This is a genomic window from Rhizobium sp. EC-SD404 (assembly GCF_902498825.1).
Lineage (GTDB): Bacteria > Pseudomonadota > Alphaproteobacteria > Rhizobiales > Rhizobiaceae > Georhizobium.
Map to the genome: position 1 here is coordinate 3138602 of NZ_LR701459.1, position 19245 is coordinate 3157846.

Annotated in this window: 20 protein-coding genes and 1 tRNA gene; 5 read left to right on the forward strand and 16 right to left on the reverse strand. The window is 62.6% G+C overall.

What is annotated here, in order from left to right; all coding sequences use genetic code 11:
• Positions 1-91: 91 nt before the first annotated feature.
• Entirely contained in the window at positions 92-265 is a 174-nt protein-coding gene (locus tag GC125_RS15950) for a hypothetical protein (protein WP_286165537.1), read from the forward strand.
• 77 nt (positions 266-342) lie between these two features.
• Here GC125_RS15950 and GC125_RS15955 read toward each other — a convergent pair.
• Positions 343-418 (reverse strand) — tRNA-Ile (locus GC125_RS15955).
• Between the two features lie 185 nt (positions 419-603).
• On the opposite strand from GC125_RS15955, the gene GC125_RS15960 reads away from it, so the two are divergent.
• Positions 604-1356, forward strand: coding sequence for an SIMPL domain-containing protein (locus GC125_RS15960; protein WP_199864609.1), 753 nt, complete (start codon positions 604-606; stop codon positions 1354-1356).
• 98 nt (positions 1357-1454) lie between these two features.
• Here the strand turns inward: GC125_RS15960 and GC125_RS15965 are convergent, their stop codons facing one another.
• From GC125_RS15965 to GC125_RS16000, 9 genes are all read right to left on the reverse strand, one after another.
• Entirely contained in the window at positions 1455-1805 is a 351-nt protein-coding gene (locus tag GC125_RS15965; protein ID WP_151986553.1) for a hypothetical protein, read from the reverse strand.
• A gap of 142 nt (positions 1806-1947) precedes the next feature.
• Positions 1948-2346, reverse strand: a complete 399-nt coding sequence (locus GC125_RS15970) for a nuclear transport factor 2 family protein (RefSeq protein WP_199864610.1) — start codon at positions 2344-2346, stop codon at positions 1948-1950.
• A 10-nt stretch (positions 2347-2356) separates the two neighbouring features.
• Complete coding sequence (locus tag GC125_RS20075; protein WP_199864611.1) at positions 2357-2611, reverse strand: hypothetical protein; 255 nt, start codon at positions 2609-2611, stop codon at positions 2357-2359.
• A 148-nt stretch (positions 2612-2759) separates the two neighbouring features.
• Positions 2760-3164 (reverse strand): hypothetical protein, encoded by a 405-nt coding sequence (locus GC125_RS15975; RefSeq protein WP_151986555.1) that lies wholly within the window; start codon positions 3162-3164, stop codon positions 2760-2762.
• A gap of 125 nt (positions 3165-3289) precedes the next feature.
• Positions 3290-3715: a secondary thiamine-phosphate synthase enzyme YjbQ gene (locus GC125_RS15980; protein ID WP_151986556.1), complete on the reverse strand. Its 426-nt coding sequence runs from the start codon at positions 3713-3715 to the stop codon at positions 3290-3292.
• A gap of 39 nt (positions 3716-3754) precedes the next feature.
• Complete coding sequence (locus GC125_RS15985) at positions 3755-5458, reverse strand: diguanylate cyclase (protein ID WP_151986557.1); 1704 nt, start codon at positions 5456-5458, stop codon at positions 3755-3757.
• Between the two features lie 64 nt (positions 5459-5522).
• Positions 5523-5750 carry a hypothetical protein gene (locus GC125_RS15990; RefSeq protein ID WP_151986558.1) on the reverse strand — a complete coding sequence of 76 codons (228 nt, stop codon included), beginning with the start codon at positions 5748-5750 and terminating at the stop codon, positions 5523-5525.
• Positions 5750-6655, reverse strand: coding sequence for a sulfate adenylyltransferase subunit CysD (cysD, locus tag GC125_RS15995; RefSeq protein WP_151986559.1), 906 nt, complete (start codon positions 6653-6655; stop codon positions 5750-5752). The genes GC125_RS15990 and cysD overlap by 1 nt, the downstream gene beginning before the upstream one ends.
• A 224-nt stretch (positions 6656-6879) precedes the next feature.
• Positions 6880-7476, reverse strand: a complete 597-nt coding sequence (locus tag GC125_RS16000) for a biotin transporter BioY (protein WP_151986560.1) — start codon at positions 7474-7476, stop codon at positions 6880-6882.
• A gap of 119 nt (positions 7477-7595) precedes the next feature.
• Here GC125_RS16000 and GC125_RS16005 point away from each other — a divergent pair, with 119 nt between their 5' ends.
• Positions 7596-8498, forward strand: a complete 903-nt coding sequence (locus GC125_RS16005; RefSeq protein ID WP_151986561.1) for an MBL fold metallo-hydrolase — start codon at positions 7596-7598, stop codon at positions 8496-8498.
• A 158-nt stretch (positions 8499-8656) separates the two neighbouring features.
• Here the strand turns inward: GC125_RS16005 and GC125_RS16010 are convergent, their stop codons facing one another.
• Together GC125_RS16010 and GC125_RS16015 are read right to left on the reverse strand one after the other, a co-directional pair.
• Entirely contained in the window at positions 8657-9046 is a 390-nt protein-coding gene (locus GC125_RS16010) for a GFA family protein (protein WP_151986562.1), read from the reverse strand.
• A gap of 62 nt (positions 9047-9108) precedes the next feature.
• Positions 9109-9981, reverse strand: coding sequence for a DUF1499 domain-containing protein (locus GC125_RS16015; protein ID WP_151986563.1), 873 nt, complete (start codon positions 9979-9981; stop codon positions 9109-9111).
• A 232-nt stretch (positions 9982-10213) separates the two neighbouring features.
• Here GC125_RS16015 and GC125_RS16020 point away from each other — a divergent pair, with 232 nt between their 5' ends.
• Positions 10214-10606, forward strand: coding sequence for a hypothetical protein (locus GC125_RS16020; RefSeq protein ID WP_151986564.1), 393 nt, complete (start codon positions 10214-10216; stop codon positions 10604-10606).
• A gap of 196 nt (positions 10607-10802) precedes the next feature.
• Complete coding sequence (locus tag GC125_RS16025) at positions 10803-11615, forward strand: hypothetical protein (protein WP_210251657.1); 813 nt, start codon at positions 10803-10805, stop codon at positions 11613-11615.
• Positions 11616-11684: 69 nt separating this feature from the next.
• On the opposite strand, the gene ppdK is transcribed toward GC125_RS16025, so the two are convergent.
• The 4 genes from ppdK to GC125_RS16045 all read right to left on the reverse strand — a co-directional run bounded on the left by ppdK (position 11685) and on the right by GC125_RS16045 (position 19185).
• On the reverse strand, positions 11685-14357 hold the full coding sequence (ppdK, locus tag GC125_RS16030) for a pyruvate, phosphate dikinase (RefSeq protein ID WP_151986566.1): 2673 nt from the start codon (positions 14355-14357) through the stop codon (positions 11685-11687).
• A gap of 126 nt (positions 14358-14483) precedes the next feature.
• Positions 14484-14792 (reverse strand): PilZ domain-containing protein, encoded by a 309-nt coding sequence (locus GC125_RS16035; protein ID WP_199864612.1) that lies wholly within the window; start codon positions 14790-14792, stop codon positions 14484-14486.
• 97 nt (positions 14793-14889) lie between these two features.
• Positions 14890-18351, reverse strand: coding sequence for a chromosome segregation protein SMC (gene smc / locus GC125_RS16040; protein WP_151986568.1), 3462 nt, complete (start codon positions 18349-18351; stop codon positions 14890-14892).
• A gap of 90 nt (positions 18352-18441) precedes the next feature.
• Complete coding sequence (locus GC125_RS16045; protein WP_151986569.1) at positions 18442-19185, reverse strand: DsbA family protein; 744 nt, start codon at positions 19183-19185, stop codon at positions 18442-18444.
• Between the last annotated feature and the right edge of the window lie 60 nt (positions 19186-19245).

Here is a 19245-nt window from a genome sequence, read left to right on the forward strand (position 1 = left end):
GCCCAGGTCAGAGAACCCAGTGCCCGATAAAACCCTCTTCATCGTCCAGCAGTTTGAAAAGCAGGGCAAAAAGCTCGTTCAAGGAAGACAGATGGAACTGCCATCCGCCGAACAGGCGATCGCGCGCGCCGAGCGCGATGCCGGACGTTTCGCGGGTGTGATTGCCGTGGCGCAGACGGTCGACACCGAAACCGGCGAAGTGCTCGACGAACCCGTCATCCTCGCCCACCACGGCGAGCTGCCCACCGGCATGATCGGAGATTGATCCGGACCGCGCGCTGAGGCCGCTTTTCCAATTGGGCCGCTTACGTCTGGCAAAAAACCGTGAACGATTTAGGATTTTGGTGGGCCCGGCAGGACTCGAACCTGCAACCAAGCGGTTATGAGCCGCCGGCTCTAACCATTGAGCTACAGGCCCCACCTTCGGGCGCGTCGCCCTTGGAATGGTGTAAAGCACACTCGGCGTGGCGCAGACAAGGGTTCATGCTTGAGCGCGGATCGGCATCGCATCCGGGACGCCGCAATTGTCACACAATCCGCGATCAACACTGGCGCCTCACGCAGTGCGCCCATTCGGCGCAAACGATCAATCGAGGAGCTCCAATGATCGCCAGAATGAATGTTTACGCCCTCGCCTCTGCCCTTGCGATCGTGGCAGCACAGCCGGGCTTTGCCCAAAGCGAAATGAACGGCGACGAGAAGCGCCCGGCGACGATTTCCGTGATGGGCGAAGGTGAGGCGGCCGTCGCTCCCGACATGGCCATCGTCACCCTGACCGTCGTGCGCGAAGCCGAAACCGCGCGCGAAGCGCTCACCGCCAGCAATCAGGCGATGGACGAAGTGCTGGCCGCCATGCGCGCCGCGGAGATCGCCGACCGCGATCTTCAAACCTCCAACTTCGCCATCCAGCCGCAATATGTCTACCCGGACGGTGATACCCAGCCGCAGCAGCCGCGAATCACCGGGTATGAAGCGTCCAACACGCTGACGGTGCGCCTGCGCGACCTGGAAAAGCTTGGCGGGCTCCTCGACGAGGCAGTGACGCTCGGCGTCAATCAGGGCGGCAACATCATCTTTACGAATGACGACCCGAGCACGACTCTGAACGAAGCACGCCGCGATGCTGTCGGCGATGCCCGCGAGCGTGCCGAGATCCTGGCCGAAGCGGCAGGCGTCGAGCTCGGCCGTATCCTGTCGATCGACGAGCAGACGATGATGCCACAGCCGATACCGATGGCGCGCATGGAAGCCCGCAGCTTCGATGCGGCGGCGCCCGTGCCGGTGGCGGCCGGCGAAAATGCGTACCGGATCACCGTCACCATGCGGTTCGAAATCGAGGAAGGCGCTGCCGAGTAGGTCGGCGGCCCAGTTCTATCCCGAGCGTGTAACGAAAATCCCCGCCGGTAAGTCGCCGGCGGGGATTTTTTCATGCAGCATCTGATGAACGGCAGCGCTTACCGGTAGCCGATCACCGGGCAGCCGCGCTGGTTGGCGAACACGACGCGAACCTGCTGTCCGCGCTGGAAGCCGGCCACGGCGACACGGCGCGGCGCATTCCGTACCACGTGGGCGCGGCGGATCCCCATGCTTTGCGCTTTGCCAAGTGCGTGGCGCGGATCGCAGAAGTTGGGTGCGAAATGTCTGCCGCCCTGCCGATAGCGCGGTGCGTGGCCGTTGCCGAAACGAAGCTCGATCGACTGGGCTGCTGCCTGGTTGCTCGAGGATGCGGTGACCGCAAGTGTGCCGATTCCGCCGGCCACGAGGGCGGCGCTGAGCACGACGGCTTTGATCATTTTCTTGAACATGACTGTCTCTCCACCAGGAAATCTTTGGACCGAAGATCGCCGTCCCATGCGACCGAGGTTGAGATTAGGTGGAGAAGTGTGAACGGTGCCGGAACCGCGCATTCATCCGGCATTCATTGGAATGACGCGGCCACCCTGGACCTTACTTCAGGGCAGCGGTCATCGCCCGCTGATCGAGATATCGGCTGAAGCGCACGATCTTTGCACCCTCGACCTCGAAGAACAGACCTGCTGGCACCGAGAATGACTGACCACCCGCTTCCGGCCAGCCATCCAGCGAACGCTCGTAAGTGCCGCGAAGCGTGGTCTCGACCGCGACGCGATCACCGGCTTGCGATACGAGCACCAGCCGATCGGTGTGGCGCTCGTTCAGTGCCGAAACGCGTTCGATGAGCGCATCGCGGATCGCACTGCCGCCGACGATACGCTCGCCATGGCCATCGTCATGGACTGCGTCTTCATCGAGAAAACCGACAAGAGCGTCTCCGTCGGAGCTTTCGAGAGCATCCAGAAAAGAAGTGATGATGGTCGTGCTGTCCATTCGAAACTCCTCAGCAGGCAGTGGCGGCGTTGGTGAGCGGATCGACGCAGATCGCAGCCGATCCCCGACGCGTCTGGACGCTGGGGCCCGAGGGCCCAACGGCTGCCGTTGCGCTGCGGCTCTCCACGGCGACGCGACCATCGCTCATCGATGCTCCTGCGACGCCACCCGATACGAAGCCGCTGCAGCCCGAAAGGGCGACCGCCGTAGCAAGCGCGACACTGGCCCGCATGCCGAATTTCAAACCGTGACTGCCGATCAACATCGTCGATCTCCTCGATTCACCCATGTCGAAAATAGATCAAAGCGTCTGCCGTTCAAAAGAAAATGCCCGGCAGAGCCGGGCATAAGTCGAAGCAGGCAGCTTGATTGTTGGTTTCATCCCTCAGCGGGAATGCTGCCATTGCGTCCGGTTACTGTGCCGGAGCAGGAGCCGGGGCAGCAGGAGCTTCCGGTGCGGCTGGGGCTTCCGGTGCAGCGGGAGCTTCCGGTGCTGCAGGAGCTTCGGGTGCTTCTGGAGCTGCATCAGGCGCTGTGTCGGTCGCAGCCGGTGCATCTGTGCCCGTGTCGGCAGGCGCAGTCACGTCCACATCAACGCCGGCACCATCGCCGCCACCGGAGTTCATGTAGAAGAAAGCTGCGATCGCGACCGCCACAACCAGAAGGCCCGCAATAAACCAGCTGGCACCGCCGCCGCTTCCGCCGTTGTTGCTGACAACGGTCTCGCGCGTCGTGTGGGTGTGAAGGGGGTCAGCCGGACGCGTCGGGTCTGCAGGACGTGCCGGGTCAGTGTAGCGAGGATCTCTATTATCGACCATCTGATGGCCTCCATTATCGTTTGTCCGTCGCGAAAAGAACGCGGATCGTGCGGTAACGTTCCCGTGAAATCGTCACATCGCTAATTCAGAGACCTCGAATGGCGGATTTGATCCAAAAATGTCGCTCAAGACGACAAATGAAGCAAAATTTCCCGACGGTGCGGCCGATCGCGGTGCTCGAAAAGATAAATGCCCTGCCAAGTTCCCAGAAGCAGCCGGCCGTCGGCTACTGGTATGGAGAGGGACACCGCCGTCAGTGCAGCCTTGATGTGAGCCGGCATGTCATCGACGCCTTCGGAGCGGTGAATGATCCAGCCCATGGCCGGGTCATCGGCCGGCGGCACGAGGCGACGGAAGAAGACATCCAGATCGCGGCGCACGTCAGGATCCGCATTCTCCTGGATGAGCAGAGAACACGACGTGTGACGCACGAACGCCGTAAGCAATCCGGGACCCGACGGTTGAGCCGCCACAAAGGCACGGGCCCTGTCGGTAAATTCGTAGAGCCCCTGCCCGTCGGTTTTGAGCGTGATCAGTTCTTGCTTGGCCATGTCGCCAGTCTAGGGCGGCGACATGGCCAGTTGAAGTCTTTACGCGGTGAGCAGCATCAGCGGCTCGGTCCGCTCGGCGACACAGAGCCGGTTTCGGCCTTCCTTCTTGGCCCGGTAGAGCGCGTCGTCTGCCAGCGCGACGAGATCGGTGAAGTCGAAGCCGTTTTCCGGGAACATTGCCATGCCCACCGAGATCGTGACCTTCGGCAAAGCACGCTCTTCGTGCGAGAGCTGAAGTGCGGCGACGCTTGTGATAATGCGTTCGAACCGTGATTGCGCGTTCTCGGGCGAAACGCCCCGCATCATGACGAGGAACTCTTCCCCGCCATACCGGAAGAGCCAATCGCCGGAGCGGAGGTTCTCCTGCAGATGATCGACGACGCCCGAGAGCGCGACGTCGCCTGCCAGATGGCCGTTGAGATCGTTGAACCGCTTGAAATGGTCGATATCCAGCATGGCGATGGCGACGTTCTGGCCGAGACGACGCGCCTGCGAGATTTCCTTCTCCGCCACCATGTCGAGATAGCGTCGATTGAAGGCATTCGTCAGCGGGTCGCGGATGGACTGCTCGTTCAACGTCTCGCGCAGGCGGATGTTGGAAAGCGTCAGGCCAAGCTGGTGAACGAGCATGTTGGCGAGCCGGATCGTCTCCGGAGAAATCTGACCGCCGCCTGCAGGTACTTTGAGCGCCAGCACGCCGATCGCTTCGCCATGGGCGAGCAACGGCAGACACAGCGTGTCGCCCGTATCGTGGTGGTGGCGGCACGAGGGTGTAGAACCAGCCTCTTCATGGTGGTGGACCATACCGCGGCGCAGAGCCCAGCATTCCTGCGGATCGATCACTTCGTCCGGGGTGCCTTCACCCCACTGAACCAGGATGGTCAATTGATTGCGCGATGCCGCGTAGATGTAGAGCCCGCCGTCAAGCGCAGGGAACAGCCGCTGCATGAACGGGCCGGCAAGATCGGCCACCTCCGACATCGTGTTGCAGCTTTGGAGGAAGCTTCCGGCTTCGTTCAAGAGCGTGATCTCGGAACGTTCGACCGTCAGGCGCGAGACGGTATCGTTCAGCGAGTTCGCATAAGTCTCGATCTGCTTGGCGGCTTCGTACTTGTTGAGGACGGCACGCCTCGTGCTCAACCAGATGGTGGCAAACAGGCCCACCACAGCCACCATGAGCACAACAAAGGAAATGAAGGAGACGATCCGCGCTGTTTCGTAGCGCGCTTCCCGCTCCCCTAGTTCCTGGCTCTCGAGTTGCTGCAGTTCATTGATGAGAAGCCGCAGCCGATCCATCATGAACTTCCCGCGATTTTGCGCGACCAGCCCGTTGGAAGCGGTGCTTCCCTGTTCGGCGTGCACCTTGATCGTGCTGGCCATCTCGTCCAGCTTCTGATCGATGAGCCGGTCCATCTCCCGGAAGCGGCGTCGATATTCCTCGGTCTCGGCAAGCGTCTGGTCGAGCGCTTGCATCTTCTGGCGCAGTTCCACCTCCGCCTGGTGGTAGGGCGCCAGATAAAGCTGTTCCGACGTGAGCAAATAGCCACGCTGGCCCGTCTCGGCGCTCAATATATCCGCCTTGATGCCGATCAGCGTCTCGCGAACCTCGAGCGACTGGCGAACCCACTGGCTCGCCAGGAACAATTGGTTGACGCTTGAGTGGAGAAACCAACCGTTGATGCTCAGAAGAACAAGCGGTATCGCGACCGCCAAAATACGATTTCGACGTCCTGAATGTGTCATGGACCACCCCAGCAGCACTGGGACGACTAGGCTCAGGACCTATTAATTCCGTTTGATGTGTGATTCACGGTCTCCGAGAAGGAGGCTGTGATGGGTGATTTATTTTTGCTGAGCGAGCGCCAGATGGCGCGGATATCGCCGTTCTTCCCGCTGTGCCGTCGTCCACCGAGCCGCAGGTCAGGAAACGCAGGAAGGATTTGCTTTCCTGCTTGGCCAGGTAATCGGCAACGGTCGCGGCGGCATCGCCGGCTGCTTCGTTCGTCGTCGCCTCTGAAATCGCTGTGGCGCGCATCAGAAATATCCCTCGCGCTTCTTCTTTTCCATGGAGCCCGATTCGTCGCGGTCGATCAGGCGACCCTGCCGCTCGGAGGTGCGCGCGATCAGCATTTCACGCACGATGCCCGGCAGATCGTCGGCTTCCGACTCGATCGCACCCGTCAGCGGATAGCAGCCGAGCGTGCGGAACCGCACCATCTTCTCTTCGATCTTCTCACCGGGTTGCAGTTTCATGCGGTCGTCGTCGACCATGATCAACATGCCGTCGCGCTCGACGACCGGCCGCTTCTTGGCAAAGTAGAGCGGCACGATCGGGATGCTCTCGGCCAGAATGTACTGCCAGATATCGAGTTCGGTCCAATTCGAAAGCGGGAAGACTCGGATCGATTCGCCCTGGCCGACGCGCGTGTTGTAGATCTTCCACATCTCCGGCCTTTGGCCTTTCGGGTCCCAGGCGTGGCTGGCATTGCGGAAGGAGAAAATGCGCTCCTTCGCCCGGCTCTTTTCCTCATCGCGGCGCGCACCGCCGAAAGCCGCATCATAACGGCCTGCGTCGAGCGCCTGTCGCAAAGCCACCGTCTTCATGATGTGGGTGTGGGTGTTCGAGCCGTGCACGAAGGGGCTGATGCCCTGCTCCACGCCGTCCTGGTTGATGTGAACGTCGAGATCGAAGCCGCGCTCGCGCGCCATGCGGTCGCGAAACTCGATCATCTCCCGGAACTTCCAGGTCGTATCGACATGCAGGAACGGAAATGGCGGCTTGGCGGGGTAAAACGCCTTCATCGCCAAGTGCAGCATGACGGAGGAGTCTTTGCCCACGGAATAGAGCATGACAGGACGCTGGAACGTCGCTGCGACCTCGCGGAAAATATGGATCGACTCCGCTTCGAGCCGTTCGAGATGGGAGAGAGGTTTGTTCATCAGGGCCTGACCGGGGGCTTGTCGAAATGCAGAAGGACCGGGGCCCGATTCAACCGGCCCCGGCTCCTCCAATTGGCAGCACGCTATCGAAAGCCGACACGCGATCCGAGAGATTTTATTGCAAGTTTGCCGATGGGCTCGGAAAGATATTCTTGCAGCCCGTCACAAAAAAGGAGGCCACGCACCGCGCGGCCTCCTCTGGATTGTGTACCGACTGGATTGGATCAGCGGGTGAACTTGGCGATCAGGCCCCAAATCGCGGGCACGATCGATGCTGCGAGCGCAGCCTTGATCAGGTCCGGAACGATGAACGGAACGACACCGAACTGCCAGGATTGCTCGGCTCCGATCAGCAGTGCCAGCCAGGCGAAGCCCATGGCGAGCATGACGACATCGGCAACGACGATCGCACCGAAAAACTTGAAGGGGTTACGATCCCAGCCGCGATCCGCGGCCCAGCCGACGATGGCCGCCATGACGACGAAGCCGGCGAGATAGCCGCCGGTCGTGCCGAGCATGTAAGCGATGCCGATGCCCTTTTCAGGCGTGCTCTGGAACACGGGCAGACCCATGGCGCCCTGGGCGAGATAGAGAACAAGCGTCGCAACGGCGAGGCGCATGCCGAAGGCTGCGGCGATCAGGAAGATGGCGAGCGTCTGCAGCGACAGGTCGACCGGTCCGAACACGACCTTTGCCTTGGCGGAGACCGTCAGGAGCAACGTGCCGGCGACAGCCAGCATGATCTGGGCAACGATGCGGCCGGTGCCGGACTGCGGCAATGCGGTTGAAACGAGAGAGCGGGAGGTCAGTGCGGTTGCCATGAATGGTTCCTCATGCAAATGGGGCGCAGCGTCGATCGCCGAATACCGTGACTCTTCCTATATTGCCAAGGGCGAGGAGCGGCAACCATCCTCCCCCAAGGCTCCCCGAAAGAACGCTGATGTCCCTCACCTTCGATACCAAATTCGAGCCTGCTCATGGGACGCCCGTGCCGGTGGCGGAGGGTGTCGTCAGGATCACCGCACCGAATTCGGGGCCTCTCACCTTCCACGGCACCAACAGCTACATCGTCGGAACGGAGACGCTTTGCGTCATCGATCCGGGTCCCGAGATGGAATCGCACTATCAGGCCCTCATCGCCGCGATCGCCGGCCGGCCGGTCAGCCATATCGCCGTCAGCCACACCCATCGGGATCATTCGCCCCTGTCGCGGCGCCTTGCGAAAGACACCGGCGCGATGGTGATTGCTGAAGGACCGCACCGGGCCGCACGCCCGCTCTATCTCGGCGAGGTCAATCCGCTCGAAGAGGCCTCTGACATGGAGTTCATACCGGATCTCTCGCTCGAAGACGGTGCGGTTATCGACGGCGACGGCTGGCGCCTGACGACGATCCACACGCCAGGCCACACGGCCAATCATGCCGCTTTCGCGCTGGAGGATGGCGTGGTTTTTTCGGCCGACCACGTGATGGCGTGGGCAACGACCATCGTGGCCCCGCCGGACGGTGCGATGTCCGATTTCATGGCGTCCCTCGACCGGATGCTGGAACGCGACGACCGCCTCTATCTGCCGGGCCATGGCGGCCCGGTGTACAAGCCTCGCGCGTTTCTCAGAGGGCTGAAGACCCATCGGCGGATGCGCGAAACGGCGATCCTCGAGCGGGTCCGACAAGGCGACCGCACGGTCGCCGATATCGTGGCGGTGATTTACCGGGAGACAGACAAACGGCTTCACGGGGCGGCTGCTCTGTCCGTGCTCGCCCATTTGGAAGACCTCGTGGCGCGCGGCGCCGTCACCACCGACGGCCCCCCGGCCATCGATGCGATCTATCTGCCGGCCTGATGCGTTACCGTGTACCGCGCGGCATCAAGCACCCTGATGCGCATCGCCGGCATGCAGATCGTGATGATCGAGACCGGAGATGACCCCGGACATGCGGTTTCGAGAGCGATATTCGATCACGCGAGGTGGGCTGCGGAAATCCCCGAAATACTCAGATCCTACTCTTCGCGACCCGTTCCATCACGATCGCCTTCATATCGTTTGGCAAGCTGAAACGGCGGCAGCCACGACTCACGACGGATTGTCCAGAGTTCGTAGGTCGGGATCAGTTGGTCGGTATCGTCCAGAACTCCGAGGCTCACTTCAATCTCGTCCGCGCTGCGAGCGAAGACGGACGACCCGCAGCGAGGACAGAAGAACCGCCCAGCATAGCTTTGTGTTTCGCCATCGATCGACACTGCATCTTGAGGGAAAATTGCAGATGCATGGAACAGAGCGCCATGATGCTTGCGGCAGTCGCGGCAGTGACAAAGACCAACTCGGTAGGGTTCTCCCGAAGCCACGATCCGGACATTGCCGCACAAGCACCCACCTGTGAACCGATTCATGCCTGCGTCTCCTGATGAAATCGGATCACTAACATTCCTTTACATCGCCTAGCGACGCGATGCTAATCGACCGCGACGCCCAGCAGTTCGGCATCCAACGCCGTCAGAAACCGCTCGATCGTGCCGGCATTCAAGCCCAGATCATGGCCGGCGTGACGGGTGGAGGACCGCATGTCGACGCGCGTCGTCTCCACCTCCTCGATGAGCCGGATCACGACATCGGACTTGATGGCAAGGATCGGGGTCGACGCCTCGCCCTGGATGACCGCCCTCGACGGTCGCACGATCGGAGCCGCCGTCAGCGGATCGCGCGGCGCCGGCATTGGCAGCGGCGGATTGACGATTTCGGGCGGCGGCGTGCTTTCGACCGCGTTGTCTTCGACAGTCGCCTCTTCCTCCAGTTCGGGAAGTTCGGCGGGGACGACGGGATTGAACCCCTCCGTCTCGACGATGACGATGCCGCGCTGGTCGAGGACGGTCGCGACGGCGGTGGAGACGCGATCGATCGCGCCTTCGTAGCGACGCCCGGTCAATCCGGGATAGGCGGCGGTTTGTTCCGCCAAGGTCGGTTCCCGCCGGGGCGGTACCATGCTGGACAGCCAGCTTTCTGCGAACACCGGCTCGCGCAGGAACTGGGGCTCGTCGAGGCTGTCGGTCGAGATGTCGCGCAGGTAAGGCTTTTCGATGAATTGTGCCGCCCCGATCGCCGATGGGATGACCACGGCCAGCGCCAGCATCATGCCCCAGAAGGAAGACCGCCCGCCCTTGGCGCCGACCGACCACAAACGCCAGATACCGACAAGCCCAAGCAGCAGCGCAAGCGCCGCGAAAAGCACGGACAAGGCGGTGATGGCTACGAAATTGTCGGTCTGCAGCATTCCGAAGCGCTGGCCCGTTGCGGCGAAGCCGAACAGCAGGATGCCGAAGACGCCCAAGCGGCCGGCCCATGCCCCGCTTCTCGACCCTGGCCGTTCGTATCGCACCGCCGTCCGGATCAAATGCTTCTCCTTGCCTGCCCCTGTCTGCTCTTATCCGACTCCCGCCCATCGTGTCAGCCGGTACTCAAGCTCTAGCTGCCACAGTTAAGCCAAGCTTTGCCGAAATGTATAAGCGCGTGGGCGAAAGCTCGCGGGGCGGGTCTGGTTTGGTTCAGGTACGGAGAGACCTATGGGGACCTTTATCCCGTCGGCCGCGGCCGGCGTTTCCGCCAATGCAGCACCCTTATTGCCGCGACCGCGTCGCGACTACGCTCTTGATCTTCTCGAACTCGAAATGGCGCTCGACAGCGCTCAACCCTGTGCCAACGGTTTCGCAGACAGTGTCCGCGAAGTCACACGAGCACTCGGCGGCACCTACCTGTTCGATCTTCCGGCATCCGGCATTCTGGAGGGCAAGCAGCGCATCGCAGCCCTCAGCATGCCGATCGGAGCGGGTGGCACGGTCGTTTTCGTGCTGCTGAGCGAAGATGGCTCATCGGTCAGCGTCGACATGGTCACGGAGGAAACGGCCGACCTTGCCCGTTTCGCCGAGGCTTTTCTGACGCTCCACCAACATCTTTGAGCTCGTCAGAGCCCTGAAGGCGCTTCGCTGAGCGGTATGTAAGAAGGACGGAATATTTCCGTTCATTTTGCATATCGCCGGTGCTATGTGCCGGATTACAGACTCCCCGACGCCTCCACTGCGCCGCTGAGCCCGTCTGTGTGGCTTGCCGAACGTCAATCGGTGGGCCCGCTCTGCTCTTTTCGGGTGCGCTCCATTGAACGCTATGTCCACAACTGCCGATCCGACGATACTCACGCTGAAGTGGGGCGATCGATATGGCTCCGACTATGTCAACACGCTCTACCGGGCTGCGGAGAGCCAAATGGCCGGGCGCAGGTTCCGCTTTCTGTGCTTCACCGATGAAAGCAGCGGACTTCTGAACACGATCGAGACGCGCCCGATCCCCGACATGCCGATCGACCGGTCCGTCTGGACGCACGGCATGTTCCCCAAGCTTTTCATGTTCATCCCGGAAATCATCGCAATCGGCACACCGGTCCTCTTCCTCGATCTCGACGTCATGATCACCGGAGATCTGGCGCGGATGTTCGATCGCATCGCGGCTGTTGGCGGACTGCACGTCATTCGGGAATGGAACCCGACGATCTGGCGCGCCCTTCCGGTCAAGTGGCGGCCGAACCGGGGCTCGAATTCGTCCGTGGTCGGTTTTCGCGCAGGCGAGCAGCCTCATCTCTGGTCAATGTTCCAGAAAGATCCCGAAGGCGTGATGACGACCTATCGGAACGACCAGATCTTCATCGATGCGCATGCCAAAGACCGGCATTATTGGCCGAACTCCTGGTGCGGCAGCTTCAAGCGGCATTGCGCCTGGCACTGGCCGCTGAACTACGTCTTCACAACCCCTGCCCGTCCAAGAGACTTTAGCGTACTGACATTCCACGGGCGGCCGGACTACCACTCGCTGCTTCTGGAAGACGGCGCAAAGCGCTGGGGCACGGAATGGCGGTTCGGCAGAAAGCCGGTGTCCTGGGTAAAGGACTATTGCGACCGTTTCCGGTCGCTCTGAAAGGCGCTGTCCTTCAAGCGTATGGCCGGGATGCCTTGCGCGGCACCCCGACCGGATCGGAAAACCAGCCTATTCGGACTGTGCTCCGCGGATCGAGGCCTGCGCCGCCGCAAGCCGTGCGATCGGCACGCGGAACGGCGAGCACGACACGTAGTCGAGCCCGGTCGCTTCGCAGAACGCGATTGAGGACGGATCGCCGCCATGCTCGCCGCAAATGCCGAGCTTGATGTCTGGCCGCTCGGCCCGTCCCGCCTTTGACGCGATTTCCACGAGCGCGCCGACGCCGTCGATGTCGATGGAGACGAACGGGTCCTGTTCGATGATGCCCTTCTGCTGATAGGTTTGCAGGAAGGTGGCGGCATCGTCGCGCGAAATGCCGAAGGTCGTCTGCGTCAGGTCGTTCGTACCGAAGGAGAAGAACTCCGCCGTCTCGGCGATGGAGCCGGCGCGAATGGCGGCCCGCGGCAGTTCGATCATCGTGCCAACCAGATAATCGAAGCGGGCGCCGTTTTCTGCCATCACCTCTTCGGCCACGGCATCGATGCGCGCCTTCACGAAGTCCAGTTCGCTCTTCAGGCCTACCAGCGGAACCATGACTTCGGGCACAACCATCTCACCCGCCTTGCCGGCAGCTTCGACGGCCGCTTCGAAGATCGCGCGCGCCTGCATCTCCGCGATCTCGGGATAGGAGATTGCCAGGCGGCAGCCACGATGGCCGAGCATTGGGTTGAATTCGTGCAGCGCCTCGACGCGTTCACGCAGCAGGTCCTCGGCGACACCCATCGCCTCGCAGACTTCCGCGATTTCCTCGTCCGTCTTGGGCAGAAACTCGTGCAGCGGCGGATCAAGCAATCGGATCGTCACGGGAAGGCCCGCCATGATGTCGAACAGTTCGACAAAATCCGAGCGCTGCATCGGCAGGAGCTTGGCAAGCGCCTCGCGGCGGCCTTCTTCGTTGTCGGCGAGGATCATCTCGCGCATCGCCACGATGCGCTTGCCTTCGAAAAACATGTGCTCGGTGCGGCAAAGCCCGATGCCCTCGGCACCGAACGAGCGCGCGGCTTTAGCGTCCGCCGGCGTTTCGGCGTTGGTGCGCACCTTCATGCGCCGCGCGGCGTCGGCCCACTCCATGAGCTTGCCGAAATCGCCCGAGAGTTCGGGCTGCAGCATGGTCACCTTGCCGCGGATGACCTGACCGGTCGAACCGTCGAGCGTGATCACATCGCCCTTTTTCAGCAGTCCGGACGGCGTCTGGATCGTTTCCGCCTTCATGTCGACGCGGATGCCGCCTGCACCCGAGACACAGGGCGTTCCCATGCCGCGGGCAACGACAGCCGCGTGGCTCGTCATACCGCCGCGCGTCGTCAGAATGCCTTCCGAGGCATGCATGCCGTGGATGTCTTCCGGGCTCGTCTCGATGCGAACGAGGATAACGGGCCGGCCCTCCTTGGCCTTGGCTACGGCATCTTCGGAAGTAAACACGATCTCGCCGGTCGCCGCGCCCGGCGATGCCGGCAGGCCTTTGGCAATCACGTCGCGCGTCGAACCCGGGTCGATGGTCGGATGCAACAACTGGTCGAGCGATGCGGGATCGACGCGGCACACGGCCTCGTTCGGGGTGATGACGCCTTCCGCCGCCATGTCGACGGCAATCCTCAAAGCGGCCTTCGCCGTCCGCTTGCCGGAGCGCGTCTGCAGCATCCAGAGCTTGCCGCTTTCGACCGTGAACTCCACATCCTGCATGTCGCGGTAGTGCGCTTCCAGCCGGTCGCAGATGGCGGTGAATTCGCCGAACGTCTCCGGCATCAGCTTTTCAAGCGATGGCTTGTCGGAACCGGACTCAATGCGCGCCTGTTCGGTCAGGTCCTGGGGCGTGCGGATACCGGCGACGACATCCTCACCCTGCGCATTGACGAGGAACTCGCCGTAAAGCCGCTTCTCACCGGTCGATGGATTGCGCGTGAAAGCCACGCCCGTCGCCGAGGTATTGCCGAGATTGCCGAACACCATCGCCTGCACGTTGACGGCAGTGCCCCAGGCGGCGGGAATGTTGTGGAGCTGTCGGTAGGTGATCGCGCGTGCGTTCATCCAGCTCGAAAACACCGCGCCGATCGCGCCCCATAGCTGGGCGGAAGGCTCCTGCGGGAACGGTGCGCCGGTTTCCTGCTCGACCAATGCCTTGAACCGCGTGATCACGCCCTGCCAGTCGGCGGCGCTCATATCGGTGTCCAGCTCGTAGCCGAGCGTCGCCTTGGCATCTTCGAGGATTTCCTCGAAATGCTCGTGTTCGACATCGAGAACGACGCTCGAATACATCTGGATGAAGCGGCGGTAGCTGTCGTAGGCGAAGCGTTCGTCACCGGCATCCTTGGCGAGAGCGACGACCGTGTCGTCGTTGAGGCCGAGATTGAGGACGGTGTCCATCATGCCCGGCATCGATGCGCGCGCGCCGGAGCGCACGGAAAGGAGCAGCGGCTTTTCCTGGCCACCGAACTCACGGCCGACCGACTGACCGACGGAAGCCAGCGCGGCATCGACGTCCGCTTCGAGCGTCTCCGGATAGGCTTTGCCGTGATCGTAGAACCACTTGCAAACCTCGGTCGTGATGGTGAAACCTGGCGGCACGGGAAGCCCCAGACCGCACATCTCTGCGAGATTGGCGCCCTTGCCTCCGAGGAGATTACGGTCGGAAGCGCTACCCTCAGCCTTGCCGTCGCCGAAACCATAGACCCACTTTGCCATCCAGCTTCTCCCGTTGGACGTCGAACCGTCTGCAGTGCGCTTATAGAATATCTACGCCGGAATAAACGGTCTCTTTGGTGGTGTGCACCATCGTCTGAAGAGTTAGCAGGGGACGGCGTCGGCCGATCAGGCGCGGGCGAGCGCCCCCGACCGGAAGAACGATTCGACCTTGGCCGTGGTGTTGGTCGAGTTCTTGAACATGACGCCGATGCGCTGTGGCGACCGCCACACGATCCGACCCTGCAGCCAACCAAGCTCTGGAGAATGAATGTCGACTTCATCGCCCTTGTTCAGCGATGCGTAGGCACTGATCCGAATGGAAATGCCGGTGCGCGATAAATCGAAGGCTCGACCGCGATGGACGCGCTCGCCATGCCTGACTTCTACATCGATCTCGCAGCGCCGTCTCGGCTCACGCCGCTTGCCTGGAAGCATCATGCTCTCCGACAATTTCAAATCACTCGTAGCATGCCCGATCAGGCGTTAAGTTTCAGGAAATGCGCAAATTCGACTTTGCTGCACTTTAGGCGGCTCAGCTCGCCTCGCGGATCTGCTCGGCGGTTTCGAGATCGACCGAGACTAGCTGTGACACGCCCTGCTCGGCCATGGTGACGCCAAAAAGCCGGTTCATGCGCGCCATGGTGATCGGATTGTGGGTGATGAGAATGAAGCGCGTCTCGGTCGATGCCGCCATCTCATCCATCAGGTTGCAGAAGCGCTCGACATTGTGGTCGTCGAGCGGCGCATCGACCTCGTCCAGCACGCAGATCGGTGCCGGGTTCGTCAGGAACACCGCAAAGATCAGCGCCATCGCCGTCAGCGCCTGCTCGCCGCCAGAAAGCAGCGTCATGGTCTGCGGCTTCTTGCCGGGCGGACGGGCGAGGATTTCTAGCCCTGCCTCCAGCGGATCGTCGGATTCGATCAATTGCAGCTCCGCCGTTCCACCACCGAAGAGATGCGTGAAAAGCCGCTGAAACTGCGCATTGACGACATCGAAGGCGGCAAGCAGGCGCTCGCGACCCTCACGGTTGAGGCTCTGGATAGCGCCGCGCAGCTTGCGGATCGCTTCGATCACGTCTTCACGTTCGCCGACGATCTGGTCTAGCCGCTCGGTTAACTCCTGGCTTTCCGCTTCAGCTCGAAGATTGACGGCGCCGAGCCGCTCGCGATCGACCTTCAGTTGCTCCAGCCGTCGATCGGTCACCATCGCGTCGGGCAAGGGCTGGTCGTGGGCAAGCCCGGTGTGCCGGATTGCCTCGTGCGGATGGCAGCCAAGCGCATCGCGGATGCGCGCCTCGATCTCGTCGCGCCGTTCCCGCGCGGCGTGCAGGCGCTCTTCCGCCCGTCCGCGCTCCTCGCGCGACGTGGCCAGCGCGGAAAGGGCGTCATTGGCGCCTTGGTCGAGCTTCTTCTGGCGGGCATCGGCCTCATTCAGCCGGTCGCGGGCCTCGCGCCGCAACCTGTCGGCTTCTTTCAACTGCCCGGAAAGTGCTGCGCGCTTCTCGTCCATGTCGTCGGGCGACGTGTCGAGCGTCTCGGCCTCGGCGGTCGCTTCTTCCTGGCGCTTCTTGAGCTCGGCAATGTGCGCTTCGGCACCGGCGGCGCGCTCCATCCACGCCCTGCGCTCGTCGTCGATGGCATCGACGCGGCGGCCGCGTGCTTCCTTCTCCCGCAAGCCCGAATCGTGTCGTGACCGAGCTTCCGCTGCGGCCGTGCGGCTTTGCGCCAGTACGAGCGTTGCAGCGGACAAGCGCTGATCGAGGGCCGAAAGATCCGGCGCTTCGGCAAGCTGCGCCCTTGCCTCTGCCGACGCTTCGCTCAGTTCGGCGAGCGTGGCGGACGTCTGGGCAGTGGTTTCATCGAGTACCGCCTTGCGGCTCGCAAATTGGCCGGCCGCCCGCTCGGCGTCCTGCAATACGTCGCGCGCACGATCGACGTGCCGTGCCGCCTCGTCGCGCTTGCTGCGCAGAAGCTTCATCGCTTCCGTGGACGCCTGAACGGCCGCCTTGGCAGCGTTAAGAGCGGCGTCGGCCTTCTCGACATTCTCGGAGGCAGAGACGGCTTCCGCATCGAGCTCGGCCAACCGGTTCTTCTGTTCGAGCCTGAGTGCCGCTGCCGTCGGCGCGTCCGCCCCGGCCACGAAACCATCCCAGCGCCACAAGGCCCCGTCGCGAGACACGATCCGCTGCCCGGGCTTCAACAGCGTTTGGATGCGCGGTCCGTTCGAAGCTTCGACGAGCCCCACCTGCCGCAGCCGTCGCGCCAGTGCCGGGGGCGCATCGACATGGTCTGCCAGCCGCTCAACGCCCTCCGGCAGGTCACCATCTGCCTCGCCTGTGCCGGTCAAACGCCAGTAGGCTGGGGCGCGCTCGTCGAGCGGCTGGTCGAGATCGTCGCCAAGTGCAGCCCCCAAGGCTTTCTCGAAGCCGCGGTCGACCCGCATGCTTTCCACGGCGGCCGGATAGTCGCCGGCGCCCGCACCGCCCGCGAGCATCTTTCGGATGGTGCGCGCTTCCGTCTCTATGGCGTTCAGCGCCGCGCGCGCATTGTCGAGCGGGCCGCGCATCTGCGGCTCGCGCTCACGGGCCCGCTCCAGCGCGGTTTCCGCATCGGCCAGCTGAAGCCGCAGCACTTCCGCCTCGGCCAGCACGGCCTCCAGCGCCTGCCGTTTCGCTTCCGGATCGGGCAAGCCGGCGATCTTCGCATTGATCTCGTCGCGTTCCTTCTCGATCGCGCGCAGTTGCCCGGCCGTGCGCGCTTCCCGCTCGCTCAAGTCGCGCAGGCTGCGCTCCAGCTGATTGCGCGCGGCTGCAGCCTCCGCCCGCTCGGCAGTGATCGCGGCGACGACCGCTTCCGCCTCGGCCAGAGCACCTGCAGTTCGTTCGACCGCCGCCTGCGTCTGTGTTTCGAGATCGACGGATGCGGCCAGCAACGATTTCAGTTCGGCCTGCTCGGTATCGAGCTTTGCGATCGCGCCTTTGTTGTCGGTGATCAGCGCTTCTTCGCGGGCGATGTCGCGAACGAGCTGGGCCAACCGCTGCTGCAATTCGCTGCGGCGGCGGGTGATGCGATCGGCTTCGGCGTCGAGCTGAGTCCTGGCGATTTCCAGGCGCTGCAGCGCGGCCCCGGCCTTTCCGGCCGCGTCGCGCAATTCGGGGATACGATGCGCGCCGATGGCCTGAGCCTTCACCGCTTCCATCTGCGCCTGCGCCCGCTCGGCCACCGTGCGCGTCGCCTGCGCAAGGACGGACTGAGCATCGCCTTCAGCCTTCTTGTCGCCAACCCAGCGGATATGCAGCAATGTCGCCTCGGCGGCGCGAATGTCGGCGGAAAGCTGCTTGAAGCGGTTCGCCTGCCGCGCCTGACGCTTCAGGCTATCGATCTGGCTGCGCAGCTCGCCGGTCACGTCGTCGAGGCGCTCGAGGTTCGTTTCGGCTGCCCGCAGGCGCAGTTCCGCCTCGTGCCGCCGGGAATGCAATCCCGAAATGCCGGCTGCTTCTTCCAGCAGTTGGCGGCGGGCCTGGGGCTTTGCCTGGATGAGCTCGCCAATACGGCCCTGCCCCACCATCGACGGCGAGCGCGCGCCGGTCGAGGCATCGGCAAAGAGCAGCTGCACGTCCTTGGCTCGCGCTTCCTTGCCGTTGATGCGGTAGACGGACCCAGCCTCCCGCTCGATCCGGCGCGTTACCTGGATTTCGTCCTGGTCGTTGAAACCAGCCGGTGCCGTGCGGTCCGAATTGTCGAGGTAGAGCCCGACTTCGGCCGTGTTGCGCGCCGGACGATTGCCGGATCCCGAGAAGATCACGTCGTCCATGCCGGACGCGCGCATGTTCTTGTAGGAGTTTTCGCCCATCACCCAGCGGATCGCTTCCACGAGGTTGGACTTGCCGCAGCCATTGGGACCGACGACGCCGGTCAAGCCGCGCTCGATGATGAATTCGGACGGCTCGACGAAGGATTTGAAGCCGATCAGGCGAAGCTTTGTGAACCTCATCCGTCACGTTCCAGCATGACGAAAGATGAGCTCAAAGAAAAAGGCGGACGCGCGAGCGCATCCGCCTTTTCCGAAACTGAAAATGTGCGGTCAGAGATTGGCGTCGATGATCGCGGACATCTGGTCAATCGACATGTTCCCCGCATAGCGTTCGCCGTTGATGAGGAAGGTCGGCGTGGACTGAACGTCGAATTCCTCTGCGCCCTTCTGCCTGACTTCATTCACATCATCCAGAAGTTCCTGGTTCGTCAAGCAAGCCTCGAAGGACTCTTGTGTAAAACCGGCCATCCGCGAAATCTGAAGCAGTGCTCCGCGTGCATCCTGTGCAGCAGCCCAGCTCGACTGTTGTTCGAACAGCATGTCGACCATCGGGAAATACTGTCCCTCAGGCGCACAGCGGGCGAGCATCGCACCAGCGGCAGCGCGCGGATCGAAGGGGAAGTCTCGCACAATGAAGCGAACCTGGCCGCTGTCGATATACTTTTCCTTCAGCTCAGCGAAGGTCTCGTTATGGAACGATGCGCAATGCGGGCAGGTCAGCGACATGTATTCGACGATCGTGACCGGCGCATCGGCTTCGCCCAGAACCATGTCGGGCAGAGGGCCTTCCTCAAGCACCGCTTCCATGTCGACGCTTCCCTGCGATGCGGGCGCTTCGACGGCAGCAGTCGAGCCAGTGTCGGCCTGAGCAAGCTCGATCGGCGTCTCGCTGGATGCCGTTTGCGAATTGGCTTCCTCGGCGCAGGCCGCGACGGCGAGCGCCACGAGGCTCACGGCGGCGAGGCGCGCGACTGTCTTGCGCGTGGCGGTTAGCGTCGTGGTGCGGTTCGTCATGAAGCGTTCAACCTTTTTAGCAACTGCGGGTTCACCGACCGATATAGTGACAATTGTGGC